Origin of the sequence: Rickettsia honei RB, from assembly GCF_000263055.1 — a bacterium.
GTDB classification, from domain to species: domain Bacteria; phylum Pseudomonadota; class Alphaproteobacteria; order Rickettsiales; family Rickettsiaceae; genus Rickettsia; species Rickettsia rickettsii.
Map to the genome: position 1 here is coordinate 229,212 of NZ_AJTT01000001.1, position 16,845 is coordinate 246,056.

The window sequence follows — 16,845 nt, forward strand, 5'->3', positions numbered from 1 at the left end:
TAATATGAAAATTACTACTAAAGTACTAATAATAGGTTCAGGACCTGCGGGTTTAAGTGCCGCTATTTATACAGCTAGAGCTGCTTTAAAACCAATATTAATAAATGGTATGCAGCCAGGCGGGCAGCTTACAATTACCACCGATGTTGAGAACTATCCAGGATTTGCGGAAACGGTGCAAGGACCTTGGCTTATGGAGCAGATGTCTATGCAAGCTAAAAATGTCGGTACGGAAATTGTTAGTGATTACGTAGAAAAGGTGGATTTATCAAAAAGACCTTTTAAAGTATTTACAGGAGCAGGAAATGAATATGACGCGGAGAGCATAATCATTTGTACCGGTGCGGAAGCAAAATGGCTTGGTATAGCTTCGGAGCAGAAATTTCGTGGTTTTGGTGTTTCGGCATGTGCTACTTGCGATGGTTTCTTTTTTAAGAATCAAGAAATAGTTGTAGTAGGGGGAGGAAATAGTGCAGTAGAAGAAGCTTTATACTTAACCAATCATGCTAACAAAGTCACTATAGTGCATAGAAGAGATAGTTTTAGAGCTGAGAAAATATTACAGGATCGATTATTTAAAAATTCTAAAATATCAGTAATTTGGGATCATGTAGTAGATGAGATTGTAGGTAGCAATAAACCAAAATCCGTTACTGGAGTTAAAATTCAAAATGTTCACACCAAAGAGATTAGTTTATTGAATTGTAGCGGTGTATTTATAGCTATTGGGCATGCACCGAATACGGGGCTATTTACCGGACAAATTGTAATGGATGACGATAATTATATCATCACGAAGTCAGGCACTACTAGAACTAGTGTAGAAGGTGTTTTTGCTGCTGGTGACGTTCAGGATAAAATTTATAGACAAGCAGTAACTGCTGCAGGAACAGGCTGCATGGCGGCTCTTGAGGCTGAAAAATTTCTAAATAAATAATTTAGATTTTTTAGCTGTAAATTAACATATAAGTTAATAAAAAATTGTTGCATTTAGTAAGACACTTATTATAGTCATTGTGTATTAATTTAATTAGGTACAAATATATAATGACTTGGAACAAATATACCACCACAAAAATAAAATATTGATACATATCCATTACTTATAAAATTTTTAGTTGGATGAGGTAGTTTTAACATACAAAATTTAGAAGCATTGAAAAATGCTAATTTAGAAATAGAGCTAGCAGAAGCTGCATTTTCACAAAAATTTTTAATATATTCTGCAATAAAATTTTACTTAAATCATTTTTATCCAAATAGCCAAAGTGAAAAATTTACAGAGCTAGAAATAACCGGAGTTAGATATGATCAAGTGATAAAGGCTCCTGATATTAGGTTAGTTACCGATAAGCCTACGACGACTACTAATATATTTAAAAATTTGACTTTGGACTCAATGTTACATCAGAATTGGATTTTTAATGGAGATGACTCAAATGGTTGGCTGTTAGCAAGTATAAATCTTAATAAAGGCGGTTATTTAATAACTTAGAAACAGTATTTCTCTCAGCTGTGATCTCTTTAGAGTCACAATTAATAAATCCTAAGAAAAAATATTACTCTGATATTTCATCTGAGGTTATTGAGTATGCATGGGGAAATATTAAAGGAGTTAAAGGTAATTATTTAGAGCCATTCAAGAGTTTAATAGCTTTTGGCAAAGAAGCAATAAGTCCCTCTGAGTTATGGGTTAAAATAGCTGAGGCTATAAAGGTAGATAAAGTATCAAATTTATTGTGAGAAAATATTCTAGAAGACTTAAACAAGATAGGTGTATGACTTTATTATAATATAACTGAAAACTCTGCTATATTATCTGACATTGGATATAAAGTTCCTCAAGAAATATTGAATCTTATGTTAAACGCAATAGCTCCTGAAGATATCATTAATATTATAAAACATGCTAATTTGGCAAATATTTCTTATGATGTATTAGAAAGTCAAATGGGTGGTGAAGATTTTGGTATAAATAATTCATTATAAATATTTTTCTTGCTAGTATTGCCGTATAATTTTAAGATAAGTTTATAACACTTTTCTCGAGCCATGCAACAACGCCAATGTTCGCTCGCAATGACGATTTTAGTATCCACGCAGGTAAAAATATATGAACTTACTTAAAAACATTACGGGAAAGAATTATATAAACGGTGAATTTATAGAGTTCGGGAAGCAAATATCCGTTATTAATCCTGCGACCTTAAAAGAAATTGCTACAGTTCCGAATTTAGGATTATCTGAGATTAATTCAGCGATTAATAATACGGTGACTAGTTTTTCTTTATGGTCACAAAGTTCATTTGAAGCGAGAATAGCGGTTCTTAGAAGATGGTATAATTTAGTAATCGAAAATATTGAGGAGTTAAGTCATATATTAACCCTAGAGCAGGGTAAAGTACTTGCTGAATCAAAAAAAGAAATTTTATATGGAGCCTCTTTTATTGATTGGTATACATATGCTATACATAATATTCATTCGACTATCAAACCCGGTAATAGTAATACTCATAAAATTGTTACGCAATATGAGCCTGTAGGATCGTCTGCTGCTATAACTCCTTGGAATTTTCCAAATGCAATGATTACTCGCAAGGTAGTACCTGCAATAGCTGCGGGTTGCAGCGTTATATTAAAACCGTCAAGTCTTACGCCTCTATCAGCTTTAGTACTTGCGAAATTTGCAAGCGATGCCGGTTTGCCTGCCGGAGTATTTAATGTAATTACAGGTAGTTCAGATATTATAGGTAAGGCTTTTTGTGAAGATTTTAGGCTTCGGAAATTATCATTTACCGGCGCTACAAATGTCGGTAAAATTCTATATCAAAATGCCGCAAATACTCTAAAACGTTTATCTTTGGAACTTGGCGGCAATGCTCCTTTCATTATAACGGCAGATAATAATTTAGAGAAAGTAGTAAGTGATTTAGTAATCGCTAAAACTAGAAATAGTGGACAGTCTTGTACTTCACCTAACAGAATATTTATAGAAGAATCTATATATGAAAAATTTATAGAAATTCTAAAGGCTAAATTTACTAAGCTTAAAGCCGGTGACGGATTTGATAAGGAATCGGATGTAGGTCCGTTAATTAATTCTGCTGCCATAGAAAAAATACAAAAGTTACTCGCTGATGCACAAAGTAAAGGAGCTAAATTAATTTGCGGCGGTAAAACTGTTGATAATTTTATTGAGCCTACTATTATTATTGACTGTTTGGATAATATGGATATCTTTAGAATAGAAATATTCGGTCCGGTAGTTGCTTGTTATAAATTTAAAGATTTGGATGAAGTAATAGAACATGCAAATAATACCGAATACGGCTTGCAAGGATATGTATATTCAAATAATATATCCGTGGCACAAATGATAGCGTCTAAGCTTGATTTTGGTATGGTATCGATTAACGACCCGTTACCTGCAAATGCAAAAGCACCTTTTGCAGGATGTAAAGCTTCAGGTTTTGGAGTTGAAGGCTCATTTGAAGGGATATTTGAATATCTAAATACGAAATATATAAATTTACAGAATTAAGCATGCCCACATGGTTCCTTTTATGTCATTCCTGCGAAAAAGCAGGAATCTAGTAAAGAATATAAAAAATATAATTCTTTGTAGCAGTATTAAGATTATTTTTTCTGGATTCCCGCTTTTGCGGGAATGACATAGAAAATATAATAATCTAAATAGTAAAAATTATGCTAGTGCTTGTAGATAATATTGAAGTACAAATTGAAAAAATTTATGAAGTATTTGATTTAATAGATAATGAAGGAGCTGATCTTTTTTATGGGCAGTATCTGATTGTCTTGTCGAGCTATTAGCTCAATATAAAGAATCGTTAACAATTGAATATGTTGATCCTTTGATGCAACTAATTAAAAGGTTTGAAGAGCAAAATACTATAATACCCAAAATGCTTAATAATGCTTTAAGCAATATATTATTAATCCTTGAAGATGGATGTAAAGCTGAAGAATCAGAACTAATAGAAAATATAATTAATAGTTTAAATACTCTTGATATGTTATGAGGACATGCATAGTAATCTTCCAAAAATCTCAATAGTTTTACCGGTTTATAATAGAAAGAAGCTATTACCTTTTGCTATTGAGAGTTGTCTTAATCAAAGCTTTAAAGACTTTGAGCTTATTATTATTGATGATTGCTCAAAAGATAATAGCGTTATAGTAGCTAGGACATATGCAGAGCAGGATTCACGTATTAAGGTAATAGTAAATGAGACCAATAAAAGATTACCGGCAAGTCTTAATATTGCTTTTCAAGAGGCCAAGGGGGAGTATTTTACTTGGACTTCAGATGATAATCTTTTCCATGAAAATGCTTTAGAAAAAATGGTTAAGATACTTGATAATTCACCTGAGATAGGGCTTGTATATACTGATTATACTTTGATCGATGACCACGGTAAAGTAGGAATAAGACTTTATCAAGAACCTCCTGAGTTTTTACCGATTAGAGATTGCGTCGGTGCATGTTTCTTATATAGAGCCGATTTAGCAAGGCAAGTAGGTGGATATAATGAAAATATGCAGTTAGTGGATGATTATGAATATTGGCTAAGGTTTGGGCTTGTTACGAAATTTGCTCATATACCGGAATCTTTATATTTCTACCGAGTACATGATCAAAGCTTAACAATAGAGCGTAAAGTAGAAGCAAAACAGGCAAAAAGAGTTTTAAAAGCATTATTTAAAGATCAATATATTATTCCTGCTGAGATTAAACCTATAAATGATTTATATAATTGGTTTATTGAAGATAGAAATTTAAGCTCTTATTTTAGGTTATTTAAAATAATTATTTGTAGTCCGATAATTACTATTTCGTATATTATTAAAAATCTAAGAAGAATAAGGTGATATAGTAGAGCCATAGCACAACATCCTTAAAATAAATGCAAAATCAAGATTTCATACATATATTAAATCCAGAGCAGCAAAAAGCAGTTCTTCACACTGAAGGACCGCTTTTATTGCTTGCAGGTGCAGGGACAGGTAAAACAAAGGTACTTACCTCAAGAATAGCTAATATTATTCACCAAAATTTAGCCTCACCTCAAAATATTCTAGCCGTTACTTTTACTAATAAAGCTGCTAAAGAAATGGCTGCAAGAGTTAATAGTCTAATTAATTGCTATGGTCTTAATATAGGCACTTTCCACTCAATGGCAGCTAGGATATTACGTGACCAGATTGAGCATTTAAATCTTGGTTTAAATAATAGATTTACTATTATTAGTCATGATGATCAATTAAAACTAGTGAAAGATATAGTAAAGCTAAAAGATATTGATACTAAAAAATATGCTCCTAAATTAATACATATCATAATTTCTAGATGGAAAGATCAAGGATTATTACCAACTAAACTATCAGTATCAGATACTAATTTACCGCTGCAGAGGGTTGCAAAACTTGTATACGAAGAATATCAGAAAAATTTACTTATTTCTAATGTTTTAGATTTTGGAGATTTGCTACTTTATAATAATGAGCTTTTTATTAAAAACTCTGAAATACTAAGATATTACCAAGAAAAATATCGATATATTTTAATCGATGAATATCAAGACACTAACGTTGTCCAGTATTTATGGGCAAGAATGCTCGCAAGTTTATATAAAAATATTTGCTGTGTAGGGGATGATGATCAATCTATTTATGGTTGGCGAGGAGCAGAAGTCGGGAATATATTACGTTTTGAAAAAGATTTTGCAGGTGCAACAATTATTAAATTAGAGCAGAATTATAGATCAACTTTGCCAATACTTGCTGCTGCTTCCAATGTTATCAATAATAATAAAAACCGTCACGGTAAAACGTTATGGACGGATAGGGAAAACGGTGAAAAGATAAAAATTATCTCTTGTTGGAGTGATAAAGAAGAAGCAAGATATATAGCCGGTGAAATAGATAAGTTAGTGCGAGAAAACCGTTATAATGCCGGCAATATTGCAATATTAGTACGAGCCGGATTTCAAACAAGAAGTTTTGAGGAAGCGTTTATAAATAGTGCTATGCCTTATAAAATTATAGGCGGTTTGCGGTTCTATGAACGTATGGAAATAAGAGACGTGCTTGCTTATATCCGTATATCTTTGAATCAAAATGACAATCTAGCACTTGAGCGTATTATAAATGTGCCGAAAAGGGCAATAGGTGCAGCTAGCTTAAATAAAATTAGAGTCTATGCACTTGAGCGAAATATTTCTAATTTTGCAGCCATTAAAGAAATGCTAGAAATAGGTGAGATTAAAGCAAAATCATATGAAACTCTAAAAGATTTGGTTACTAAAATCGATAATTGGTACGAAAGATTTAGTATAGATGCTCCAATAAACGTAGTTAAAGCAATACTTGATGATTCCGGTTATCTTGAAATGCTTCAAGAAGAAAAAACCGAAGAAGCATTCGGTAGAATCGAAAATATTAACGAAATGCTTAGAGCTATTGCTGAATTTAACGATGTTCATGATTTTATCGAACATTCAAGCTTAGTTATGGAAAATGAAGTGCTTGAAACCAATTACGGTGGCTCTGTTACTATAATGACCCTGCACGCAGCTAAAGGGCTTGAGTTTGATGTGGTATTTTTACCGGGCTGGGAAGAGGGGGTATTTCCGTCTCAAAGATCTCTAGACGAAGACGGCGAAAAAGGCTTAGAAGAAGAACGCCGCATTGCTTATGTCGGTATTACGAGAGCCAAAAAAGACCTCTACATTACTCATGCTGAAAGCAGAAAAATATTTTATGAAATAGTCCGTTCTTATCCTTCAAGGTTCATAACTGAAATCCCTGATGAAATTACGATCAGGACCTCTTCTATGAAAAAATACAATTCTTTTTATAAGTTTTAATTAATTTTCATTCATAAATTTTAAATTGGTTTGCCAGAGATTTAAGTGAGTCTCAAGTAGAGCAGGTGAACGACGAAAAACGTAATGGCTTAAGCGAAGATGAAGTGATGGATATTAAAAAACCATTAGAAAAAGCTATGTTAGAATCAGCTAACCAAAAAATATCTAAAGAACAATATAGAGAGAAATTAATAGATAAAACATTAGATAACCTTAAAGAAAATGTTTCAGAAACAACATTAGGTAACTACAGATAAATTTCTTACTAAAAATACTATCCCTAAACTTGATAAACAAGAGCAAATTAATGATCCAAAACAAGTAGAAGCATTAACACAAGCAGCATTAAAGATAGCTGAATTTTTAAAAATTACTTTTCAAACAAATGAAAAAGAAGCAAAAGCTTTATCGTCTATTAAGGAGTTAGGAGTAAATGAGCCTCATATAATTAAAACTTTATTACCAGCGATAAGTAAACTACCGTCTGAAAAAATGATAGAGCAAGGTAAAGAAATTATCAAGAATTTTGCCCCATTACTTGAGAGCAGCAATTCTGCACTTGTTAACGGTACTAAAAGAGTATTAGCAGAGTTAAATCCTGGATATTTAAGGAACACACAGATGGGGGGGGAGAAAGTATAGCATTAGAATTACAAAGAGTAACCTAAGCTATGGCAAAGAATAGTAGTAGTTTTTACCGGTACGGATTATGCTCAAAAAAATATAGATAAAGCATTTGCTAACTTTGAAAAAAGTAATAGTTTACATATAGAAACGAAAAATTTGTCGGAAGAACTACAAAGAGAAAAACAAGCACCAAATATTGTAAAGCAAAATAAAACAATACCCCAAGGCTATAAGTCTTCTATATCAACCCCCATATCTCATGTTGAAAACCTTAATAAAAGTAGAGAGAGTGGGCAACAGTCAGGGTATAGTAAGTAGTGATTTATATGATAATATAGTTGTGAATTTTTAAAAAGTTTGATAATTTAGTTCATTATATCAAATAACTTAATAATGAGTATTATATGGCAGAGATTATAACTAATATAGATGATACTATTAAAAAAAACGATGAAGTGACTGAGATATTGGCTGCAGTAAAAGATAAAATAGTTGATATAAAAAACGTAGATAGGAGATTAGATACTTTGAATAAAAATATTGTTACTTCCGATCCTATTCAACAATATTTACAATCTGAAGAATATATCACTAGTACGCTTGAAGTACTTGCCAGTAAAATTATTAGTGAAGTTGTAGAAAATAAAGATATACAACAATTAGTAGATAACTTGCATATCAATTTAGGACAAGATATAAAACTAATACCTAGTGTAGCAGATAAGCTAAAGTTTGATGTCGCAAGGGCTGAAGCAGCACTTAAGGGTTTTGTACTTCCTCTAAATAAAGGAGGACCTTTTGATGAATTATCATTGATGGGTATAGAAGATGAAGAAGAAATCTTTGCCAATCCTATAAGAGCAACTAAAGAAGCATTAATAGCCGTAAGCGGAAAGTCTATACCTAAAGAGCAATATGCACAGGCTGTAAAAGATCAAGCTATAGAAATCTTAAAACAAGATCCTAAAAACACTCCAGACAAACTTGAGAAATATGAAAAATTTATTATGCAAGGAGATAAAAACCAGAAATTTAATAAAAATAGTAAGCAGTTTATCCCAAGAGTAAATCAATTATCTCAAGTGGAATTTAAGGCATTACAAAATGCAGCCACTTATACGGTACAGCAGATTAGTAATAGATTAGAAAAAAATAATAAAATTAGTAAGCAATTAGAACAAATTATTATACTTACTAACTCATCAGGCATAAAGAATCCTGAAATAATAAGGGAATTAAATAAGTTAGATTCTACTTATCTAACTGAGAATAGTACTAAAATAGCCACTGAATTAAAAGATATTAATGATAGAGGTACTTCTTTACGGGAAAAATTTAAGCAGATATTGACAGGTAGAAACTATTTGGAAAAAAGATTAGGAAAAGTTGTAGAGAAATATATTACTCTGAGTGATGGATATGTAGTGAAGACAATTAATGATAAAATCTTTTCAAATGCTTTAACAAATCGTGACATTGCTGCAGGTCTAACAAAATTTTTAAATGAAAATAAAGATACATTAGCAACTAATCCTGAATTTAAAAATTTAATTCCTGTTACGGGTGAGTCTATTATAGTTCAACCGCAACAAATTAATAATTTTAATTTAGCGGAACTCAGAAAAATCAATCCAATAGCATTTGATAAAACCATATTTGAAGATTCAATAAAACTAAGAAGTTCTAATATAAAACCTCCGCAAATCACTCCTAATCCTTCTACTAAAAATCAAGAAGCAGTAAGAAGAAAGGGTTAAATTTTAATATAACTTCATCATTGTGAGGAGGCGTTGTTACATTGCTTCTATGTCATTCCCGCGAAAGCGGGAATCTAGATTTTTTATTGTCACCCCGTGGCGTGACCACGGGGTCTTGTATCACCAGCTGAGTCCTAAGATACCGCGAAGTTGCAGTATGACATTAAAGGTTACTAGATTGCTGCTTTCGCAGAAATGACATCAGAACATAAAGATTTAGGTGAGATGCTTAAATACTCCTCTTTCCATAATTCATTATAAAGAATAGGATCGATATTACCGCCTGAGATTAGTACTAGTAATTTTTGAGGTTTGGATTGTGTTTTTAAAAAATTTACCACTGAAACCATGTTTATACTACTTGACGGCTCGCATATTACTTTAAGTAAATGAGTAAGCCACGCCGTCCAGTAATATATTTCATATTCTTCTGCTAAATAAAAATCATCAAGTTTTTTCAGATATTCAAATGTACGAGCTGATATACTCAAGGTTTTAAGACCGTCCGCAATAGTATTCGGAGCATAGTTAAATCTATATGTTTTATTATCTTTAACAGATAAATAAGCATCATTGGCATTTAAAGGTTCTGAACCTATTAATAAGCTTGTCGGTGATATTAATTCCTTGGCAAGATATGCGCCGGAAATTAAACCACCGCCGCCGCAAGAGGCAAAAATAGCATCAGGACTAAAACCTAGCTGCTGTAATGCTTCATAGCATAACGTGCCTGCTCCTGCTATTGTAGAATCACTATCGGAAGGATGCATATAGTAAAATCCTTGCTTTTCATCTTCTTTTGCTTTTTCTTCCGCTTCTTGTCGAGTATATGTATATATCACTTCACCGCCATAATAAAGAGCTGCTTGCTGTTTTACTTTTGAAGTATTTAACGGTAAATAAATCCTTGTTTTAATACCGAATAATTTACTTGCATAAGCAAGACCGATTCCATGGTTACCCGTACTATAACCGACTATTTTATCAGGTAATTTTCCTTGTTCTTTTAATTCTAATAAATGATTTAACACGCCTCTAACTTTAAATGCACCGGTTTTTTGTAATGATTCAACCTTAAAAAAAATCTCATGACCGAGCATCTCATTTAAGCTTTCAGAGTGAACGATCGGAGTTAAATGTAGATATTGTTTTATTCTATTATGTGCGGCTGCTACATTTTGAGGAGGTTGTAGTAATAAATTCATAAATATAATTAATAATGGTAGCTTGAAATCAGGTTGATACTATATTATATAGTTAATAATTAGAAATTTTAAAAGGTTTTAATTGATGCATAAAAAATCCCTTCCGTTAATGGCACTGAGAGATATGGTAGTATTCCCGGGAGTAATTGCTCCTATTTTTGTGGGTAGGCCAAAATCGTTGCAAGCACTCTCTCATACTACCATTTCCGAGGAAGATAATAGTAAATATATTTTAGTAACTTTACAGAAAAAATTTGATCAAGAAAACCCTAGTACACACGAACTTTATAACACAGCTATACTTGCCAAGATTATCCAAATAGTGAAGCTGCCTAATAATACGGCAAAAATCTTAATAGAAGCAGTAGCAAGAGTAAAGCTAAGCAATATCAAAGGCGAGGAAGCTTTTGAAGCAAATTACGAAATTATTCCAGATGAAGAAATATTTGACGTTAATAACATGCGTTCACTCGTTGATAATGCAGTACAACTATTTAGTAAATATGCGATTAATGATAAGAAAGTTAATGCAGAAATTATTGAAACTATCAATAAAGAAATAAGTAATAGCACTAATTTCATAGATATTATAAATATATTAGCCTCACATTTGATAACTTCACTTGAGGCAAAGCAGCATTTATTAGAAGAAACTAGTCCTTTGAAGCGTATCACTACGGTTATTAGTACGCTTACTTCCAATATAGTAAATTCAGAAACCGAGCAGGCATTGCAGCAAAGAGTAAGAAAGCAAATCGAAAAAACGCAGCGTGATTATTATCTGCACGAACAAATGAAAGCTATTCAAAAAGAGCTTGATGAAGATAAATCAGAACTTGCCGATATTGAGAAAAAAATTAAAAGTTTAAAATTATCAAAAGAAGCAAAAGAAAAAGCTGAGGCTGAACTTAAGAAACTCCGTACCATGAACCAAATGTCAGCGGAGTCAGGAGTAACGCGTAACTATCTTGAGACATTGCTTAGCCTGCCTTGGGGTAAGTATGATAATAGCAAAATAGATATTAACCAAGCAGAGAAAATTTTAAATCGTGACCATTTTGGACTCGAAAAAGTTAAAGAACGAATTATAGAATATTTAGCGGTATTACAGCGTTCAAGTAAAATTAGAGGACCTATATTATGTTTAATAGGTCCGCCAGGGGTCGGTAAAACTTCACTTGTAAAATCTATTGCCGAAGGAATGGGCAGAAAATATACTAAACTTGCGCTCGGCGGTGTTAGAGACGAAGCAGAAATCAGAGGGCATAGAAAAACTTACCTTGGATCAATGCCCGGTAAAATTTTAGGTCAACTTAAGAAAGTTAAGACTAGTAATCCTGTAATGCTGCTTGATGAAATCGATAAAATGAGTTCTGATTTTAGAGGTGATCCGGCATCCGCTTTGCTTGAGGTATTAGACCATGAGCAGAATAGTCACTTTGTTGATCATTATCTAGAAGTAGAATATGATCTATCAAATGTAATATTTATTGCTACTGCTAACTCTCATGATTTACCTAGAGCTTTAAGTGATAGAATGGAAAAAATATATATTTCCGGTTATGTAGAGGAAACAAAGCTCCAAATTGCCAGAAATTATTTAGTTCCAAAACAATTTAAAATGCATAAAATCAAAAAAGATGAAATTACTATATCCGAGACGGCAATTTTGGATTTAATTAGATATTATACCAAGGAATCAGGTGTAAGAGCTTTAGAGCGTGAAATAGGGGCATTAACTAGAAAAGCATTAAAGCAGATTTTAGCAGATAAAAGTGTTAAGCATATCGCCATAGATAGTAATCATCTTGAAGAATTTTTAGGAGCTAAGAAATATAATTTCGGGCTTGCCGAGAAAGAAGATCAAATAGGAAGTACTACGGGACTTGCTTACACTGAAGTAGGCGGAGAGCTTTTAACTATAGAGGCTTTAGCATTTCCAGGGAAAGGTGAAATAAAGACCACCGGAAAACTCGGTGATGTTATGAAAGAATCGGCAATGGCTGCCTATAGTTGTTTTAGAAGCAGAGCAACAAATTTTGGATTAAAGTACGACAATTATAAAGATTTTGATATTCACATTCACGTACCGGCTGGAGCTATTCCAAAAGATGGACCGTCTGCCGGCTGTGCTTTGTTTACGACTATTGTTTCGTTGATGACTAAAATACCCGTACATTGTACTGTAGCAATGACCGGTGAAATTACTTTAAGAGGCAATGTTTTACCTATAGGTGGTCTTAAAGAGAAGTTACTTGCTGCAAGTAGGGGAGGTATTAAAACCGTGTTGATTCCTGAAGAAAATGTCAAAGATTTGAAAGATATACCGCCGAATATAAAAGAAAGCCTAGAAATTATATCTGTATCAAATATTGATCAAGTACTTAAGCATGCTTTGGTAGGAACACCGATAAATAAATAGAGATTTGTTAATAGTCAAAATATCATATATTAAATTAATGCAAGCTATAGTAAAGTAATTCTTTTTGACTTTTCAATCAAAATGCGATTTTTCTTGCTTAATTCCTGACTATCTTGAACTCACCTATTATTATAGACTCTCTTCCTTACGCCTGTCACTAAATTGGGCTGAATTGACTATATTGTTGCGTGGATCAATTTCACCTCTGTCATCCCGTGGTTTGACCATGGGATCCAGTTAAAAATACTAATAATTTTAGTATTTTTTATTGTTTTTATGGACCCCGTGGGGGTGTGAATGCTGCTACTACTGCGGCAGCTACTCAAAGCGGTGTATCTGAGGTAGTAAAATCCATGCCTACAATAAAAGACAAAACAGCTTAGTTTATCTTTCTGCTTTCCAACTTTCATTGAGAAATTCCTTTAACTTAATTCTAAATACATAATTAAATTTCTACACTACCAAGTAACAATATTTTTTTGGTACAGCGTCGTTCAGAAAGCTTGATACAAGTGAATTTTCTGACATGCGCCTTTGCTCACGTACTTTTTGTACGTTCCGCAGGCTCAGTCGTCAATTCATCTTGTCTAAAGCTTTCTGAATCTAGCTCTATCCACTTCTATTTTATTATTGTAAAAAAGTTGCTACAAATTATTAATTAAATGTATTAATATTAATGAAAGAATCAAAAATATTAAGAAAATTTTTAGCAACGGCATCATTATGCGGAACATTATTCACTAGCTCTAATACTGCAGGAGCAACAATTCCTAATCTCGGTAGCGTAAGCTTGAGTACCGGTGCCGGTCTTGTAGGAGGAGTATTTAATAACGGCAATATTTATTCAAAGGGCTTGGAATTAAAATATCGGCAGATAAAACAAATGCTGTTATTGGCGGGATAAATACATTAATTAATAGCACTACCTGCTTTTGGTGGGGTTGAGGTAAGTCAAAATGTATCAATAGGTGCTCTTTATTAGTGCAACAGTAGGTCTTACTCCTAATTTCACTCCTCTTAAATTTATTAATAATAATGTTACGTCAATTGTTACCGGAGTCGGTAATCAAACATTTAGTAATATAGATTTCGCCGGTAAGAATTCTACTTGACAAATTAATAACGGTTTAAATATTACAACTCAGATAAGATAATACGGTAGCTGGCAATAACGGTACAATAACATTTGTAGGTACGGGTACTATATCAAATCACATAGGTCTAACTAACTCTCTTGCCAGAATAAATGTAGGAAACGGGGAAGCACAGATTTATATGTCCGGAGCAGGTAATATTACAATTAATGCTGCAAATATAAATCTTACTAACAATAACTCTATACTTGCTCTTTTTGACGGTAATATAACAACGTTAACGGGTAATATAAATAATACTACCGGCGTTGACGGTCAAGGGATACTAAATCTAGCTCATGATCTTGGTAGTAGTAACATAATAACAGGCGATATAGGTAATATAGGCTCATTAGCCGCAGTAAATGTTTTACTTGGGTCGGCAACACTTAATGCTACAATATTAAAAGCTACTAATATTAATTTACAAAGTAAAATACGTCCGTACTTAATTTAGATGACGACATAACGGTTACGGGTAATATAGACGGGTGCTAAAGGAGTAAACGGAAATTTTATAGGGAATGCTATACTTAACGGAAATATAAATAATTTCAATATACTTCAGTGTAATGGAGGTAACGGTAAGATTCTTGATTTACAAGGTAATACTACGGTAAATAGTATTGTTTTTGCAGATAGTGTTTTAGCTTCCGGAACTATAAGTGTTAACAGTCTATTAGATGTAGGAGGTATTACTTTTAATAATAGTAATGCTAGCGATAGTAATGCTAGCGGCGGTACTTTAAATAATAAATACCGAAAATACAATCAATGTTGCATTATTAAACGCAAAAATACAAATAAATGCTAATTTAACAATCAATGATCCAAGTGCCGGAGATATAGGTGATATTAGAATAGCGGATAATACGACATATACAATAGATGCAGCAAATGGGAATGTAAATTTGCTAAAATAATCATTTAAACAAATCTGGCAATGATGAATATGGAATAGTGAGAATAGGAGCAATCACAAAATACCTAACCATGGCAAATAACGGTGGAGAATACCCATCGCCTTAAGAATTTCATAGTAGACTGAGCAGGTGATGTCGTAGTCGATAATACGGTATTTACGCAGTTACTTAGTATGAATAGCAGGTAACATTTAACCAAGCTTTAGACCTAGGAGCGGGTGGTAACATATTATTTAGAGCAGATGGTGAGTTAATAGTAAATGGTGTGACCAGTTCAGTTACGACCTCTGCAAATAACCAAGGAAATAACCAAGGCACACTGACAATACAAAGCGGTAATGTTCTCGTAAATATCGGAGCAACCCCCATTACGTTCTCAGCTAATGTATTTGTTCCCGTAGCTTTAAATAAGAATGGCTCTATCTTAGCTTTAGCAGATGGGGTTACGCTAGCCGGTAGCGTAGGAGCAAATGGAGCAGTACTTAGCACCGGTGGTGTAGGCGGTACATTGAATTTTATAGGTGACGGTAATGTAACTCAAAATATTAGGTACGGATGCTGCAAATAGCCCTGCTAATGCTAATATAAATATCCCTAACTTTACTTAATTCAGTAATATCCATTGCGGCAATTAATTTTTGTGCTTCTGCGGTATTTTCTTTCTGTATAGTTCTTATTAATTCTTGATTTGAGGGTTGAAACCATCTAAACATAAGTACTTTCTTATTAAATTCTATAAATTTTAATATTTTGTTAAAAATGATCTTAATAGATAGAATCATAATAAGAAGTTTTAAGAATACAGTAGACATTTAACTAAAAGTGCAAACAAATGAGTTGAGGTTACTTTAAGGAATATACAAAGTTAGTTTTTTATAATATTTAAAATTTGGAATTTAAAAGAGTTTAATATAACAATTAAAACAAAAGGCAAATAAAAGGAGCATATGAATTTTTTAGAAAACGACAGGAAATCCCAAAACCTGAAAGGGCTTGGCGAGAGTGACGGGACTCGAACCCGCGACCTTCTGCGTGACAGGCAGATGCTCTAACCAACTGAGCTACACCCCCTTATAATACTCTTCTGCTTTTAAGAATTGCTCTTTCATTTTATCAAGGATTGCATCTTCATCTATTAAGTATAGGCTGCGGGTGCTCACCTCTCAAAATAAAATTCAATTCTTGAAATCATTTGAGTATACGTATAAAGATAACAATGTATATAACAATTCTTCTATTTCTGCAAGAGTAAAATATCGTATTTTATCAAAAAATATACAGAACCTAACATCTAGCTTATTCCTAATATTATAATTACTAGATATCTCTATTAATCCAAATTAGTCACTACTAGTTGAAGCCTTGAAAATTATTATACTTTTTAAGGCCTTTGTTAAAAAAAGAAAAACCTAGTAGTTACATTTATTTTAATAAAATCTTACTTTATTAATAATTATTAGAGGTTTTATATGACTAAACCATATGTCATTAAATTAACTACTCCTTTTGAGCGTATTAAACTTTATAATCCTATACCCGATATTGCTCTTAGAAGTGCTATTATTATGCAGGCAATAATAGATGCAACTAATACTTTTACCAAGAAAGAGGCAACAAAAGCAGAATATAACGCTAAAAAATGGCTTTTTGAAAATAATGAAAATTTTAATGCTACCTGCTTAGAAATTGGCATTGAGCCTAATTATGTAAGAAAGACTGCTAAAAAACTAATTAAATCGCAACAAAATAAGGATAAGCGTCCTAAACTCTACAGCTAAAGTTTAAATAAATTAATTTGTAATAAAACTTGAAATTACTCTAAATATAAATTAATTGTATAGGTGTTACTTAGTAACGCCTATATATTAATTATTTCAGATTATAAAGGTTA

At 32.5% G+C, this 16,845-nt stretch carries 18 protein-coding genes, 1 tRNA gene and 1 pseudogene; 17 read left to right on the forward strand and 3 right to left on the reverse strand.

Translation table 11 applies throughout. The features are described from left to right. Positions 1-4 precede the first annotated feature (4 nt). The 11 genes and pseudogenes from trxB to WSW_RS0101380 all read left to right on the forward strand — a co-directional run bounded on the left by trxB (position 5) and on the right by WSW_RS0101380 (position 9,271). A complete protein-coding gene (trxB, locus tag WSW_RS0101330) occupies positions 5-937 on the forward strand; it encodes a thioredoxin-disulfide reductase (RefSeq protein ID WP_014273478.1) in 933 nt (310 codons plus the stop codon). A gap of 219 nt (positions 938-1,156) precedes the next feature. Next, complete coding sequence (locus WSW_RS0101335; RefSeq protein ID WP_029374934.1) at positions 1,157-1,495, forward strand: hypothetical protein; 339 nt, start codon at positions 1,157-1,159, stop codon at positions 1,493-1,495. A 20-nt stretch (positions 1,496-1,515) separates the two neighbouring features. Beyond that, positions 1,516-1,743: a hypothetical protein gene (locus WSW_RS0101340; RefSeq protein WP_016916773.1), complete on the forward strand. Its 228-nt coding sequence runs from the start codon at positions 1,516-1,518 to the stop codon at positions 1,741-1,743. 117 nt (positions 1,744-1,860) lie between these two features. Further along, positions 1,861-1,989 (forward strand): hypothetical protein, encoded by a 129-nt coding sequence (locus WSW_RS1000000113485; RefSeq protein WP_016916774.1) that lies wholly within the window; start codon positions 1,861-1,863, stop codon positions 1,987-1,989. 124 nt (positions 1,990-2,113) lie between these two features. Beyond that, entirely contained in the window at positions 2,114-3,541 is a 1,428-nt protein-coding gene (locus WSW_RS0101350) for an NAD-dependent succinate-semialdehyde dehydrogenase (protein WP_016916775.1), read from the forward strand. A 164-nt stretch (positions 3,542-3,705) separates the two neighbouring features. After that, positions 3,706-4,040: pseudogene (locus WSW_RS1000000113790) on the forward strand (hypothetical protein). Between the two features lie 4 nt (positions 4,041-4,044). Next, positions 4,045-4,890 (forward strand): glycosyltransferase, encoded by an 846-nt coding sequence (locus tag WSW_RS0101360; RefSeq protein ID WP_029374935.1) that lies wholly within the window; start codon positions 4,045-4,047, stop codon positions 4,888-4,890. Between the two features lie 35 nt (positions 4,891-4,925). Continuing rightward, the gene (gene pcrA, locus WSW_RS0101365) at positions 4,926-6,887 is read left to right on the forward strand and encodes a DNA helicase PcrA (RefSeq protein WP_016916777.1); all 1,962 of its coding nucleotides are present in this window, start codon (positions 4,926-4,928) and stop codon (positions 6,885-6,887) included. Positions 6,888-6,952: 65 nt separating this feature from the next. Continuing rightward, complete coding sequence (locus WSW_RS1000000112675) at positions 6,953-7,144, forward strand: hypothetical protein (protein ID WP_032850149.1); 192 nt, start codon at positions 6,953-6,955, stop codon at positions 7,142-7,144. A gap of 235 nt (positions 7,145-7,379) precedes the next feature. Beyond that, positions 7,380-7,529, forward strand: coding sequence for a hypothetical protein (locus WSW_RS1000000110185; RefSeq protein WP_238528422.1), 150 nt, complete (start codon positions 7,380-7,382; stop codon positions 7,527-7,529). A 389-nt stretch (positions 7,530-7,918) separates the two neighbouring features. Beyond that, a complete protein-coding gene (locus WSW_RS0101380) occupies positions 7,919-9,271 on the forward strand; it encodes a hypothetical protein (RefSeq protein ID WP_016916778.1) in 1,353 nt (450 codons plus the stop codon). A gap of 173 nt (positions 9,272-9,444) precedes the next feature. On the opposite strand, the gene WSW_RS0101385 is transcribed toward WSW_RS0101380, so the two are convergent. Continuing rightward, entirely contained in the window at positions 9,445-10,476 is a 1,032-nt protein-coding gene (locus tag WSW_RS0101385) for a serine/threonine dehydratase (RefSeq protein ID WP_010977257.1), read from the reverse strand. A gap of 85 nt (positions 10,477-10,561) precedes the next feature. Here WSW_RS0101385 and lon point away from each other — a divergent pair, with 85 nt between their 5' ends. The 5 genes from lon to WSW_RS1000000109075 all read left to right on the forward strand — a co-directional run bounded on the left by lon (position 10,562) and on the right by WSW_RS1000000109075 (position 15,522). After that, positions 10,562-12,898 (forward strand): endopeptidase La, encoded by a 2,337-nt coding sequence (gene lon / locus WSW_RS0101390; protein ID WP_016916779.1) that lies wholly within the window; start codon positions 10,562-10,564, stop codon positions 12,896-12,898. 676 nt (positions 12,899-13,574) lie between these two features. Next, positions 13,575-13,802 (forward strand): hypothetical protein, encoded by a 228-nt coding sequence (locus WSW_RS0101400; protein ID WP_016916781.1) that lies wholly within the window; start codon positions 13,575-13,577, stop codon positions 13,800-13,802. 64 nt (positions 13,803-13,866) lie between these two features. Continuing rightward, positions 13,867-14,010: a hypothetical protein gene (locus WSW_RS1000000109065; RefSeq protein WP_016916782.1), complete on the forward strand. Its 144-nt coding sequence runs from the start codon at positions 13,867-13,869 to the stop codon at positions 14,008-14,010. Between the two features lie 163 nt (positions 14,011-14,173). Further along, on the forward strand, positions 14,174-14,488 hold the full coding sequence (locus WSW_RS1000000111890; protein WP_016916783.1) for a hypothetical protein: 315 nt from the start codon (positions 14,174-14,176) through the stop codon (positions 14,486-14,488). A 731-nt stretch (positions 14,489-15,219) separates the two neighbouring features. Further along, positions 15,220-15,522, forward strand: coding sequence for a hypothetical protein (locus WSW_RS1000000109075; protein WP_016916785.1), 303 nt, complete (start codon positions 15,220-15,222; stop codon positions 15,520-15,522). On the opposite strand, the gene WSW_RS01000000107885 is transcribed toward WSW_RS1000000109075, so the two are convergent. Then, positions 15,500-15,667, reverse strand: coding sequence for a hypothetical protein (locus tag WSW_RS01000000107885; RefSeq protein ID WP_238528424.1), 168 nt, complete (start codon positions 15,665-15,667; stop codon positions 15,500-15,502). The two genes, WSW_RS1000000109075 and WSW_RS01000000107885, sit on opposite strands and share 23 nt — an antisense overlap. 281 nt (positions 15,668-15,948) lie before the next feature. Then, positions 15,949-16,025: transfer RNA gene (locus WSW_RS0101430), tRNA-Asp, on the reverse strand. A gap of 398 nt (positions 16,026-16,423) precedes the next feature. Between WSW_RS0101430 and WSW_RS0101435 the strand changes: the two genes are divergently transcribed. Further along, positions 16,424-16,732, forward strand: coding sequence for a hypothetical protein (locus tag WSW_RS0101435; protein WP_016916787.1), 309 nt, complete (start codon positions 16,424-16,426; stop codon positions 16,730-16,732). Positions 16,733-16,845 lie beyond the last annotated feature (113 nt).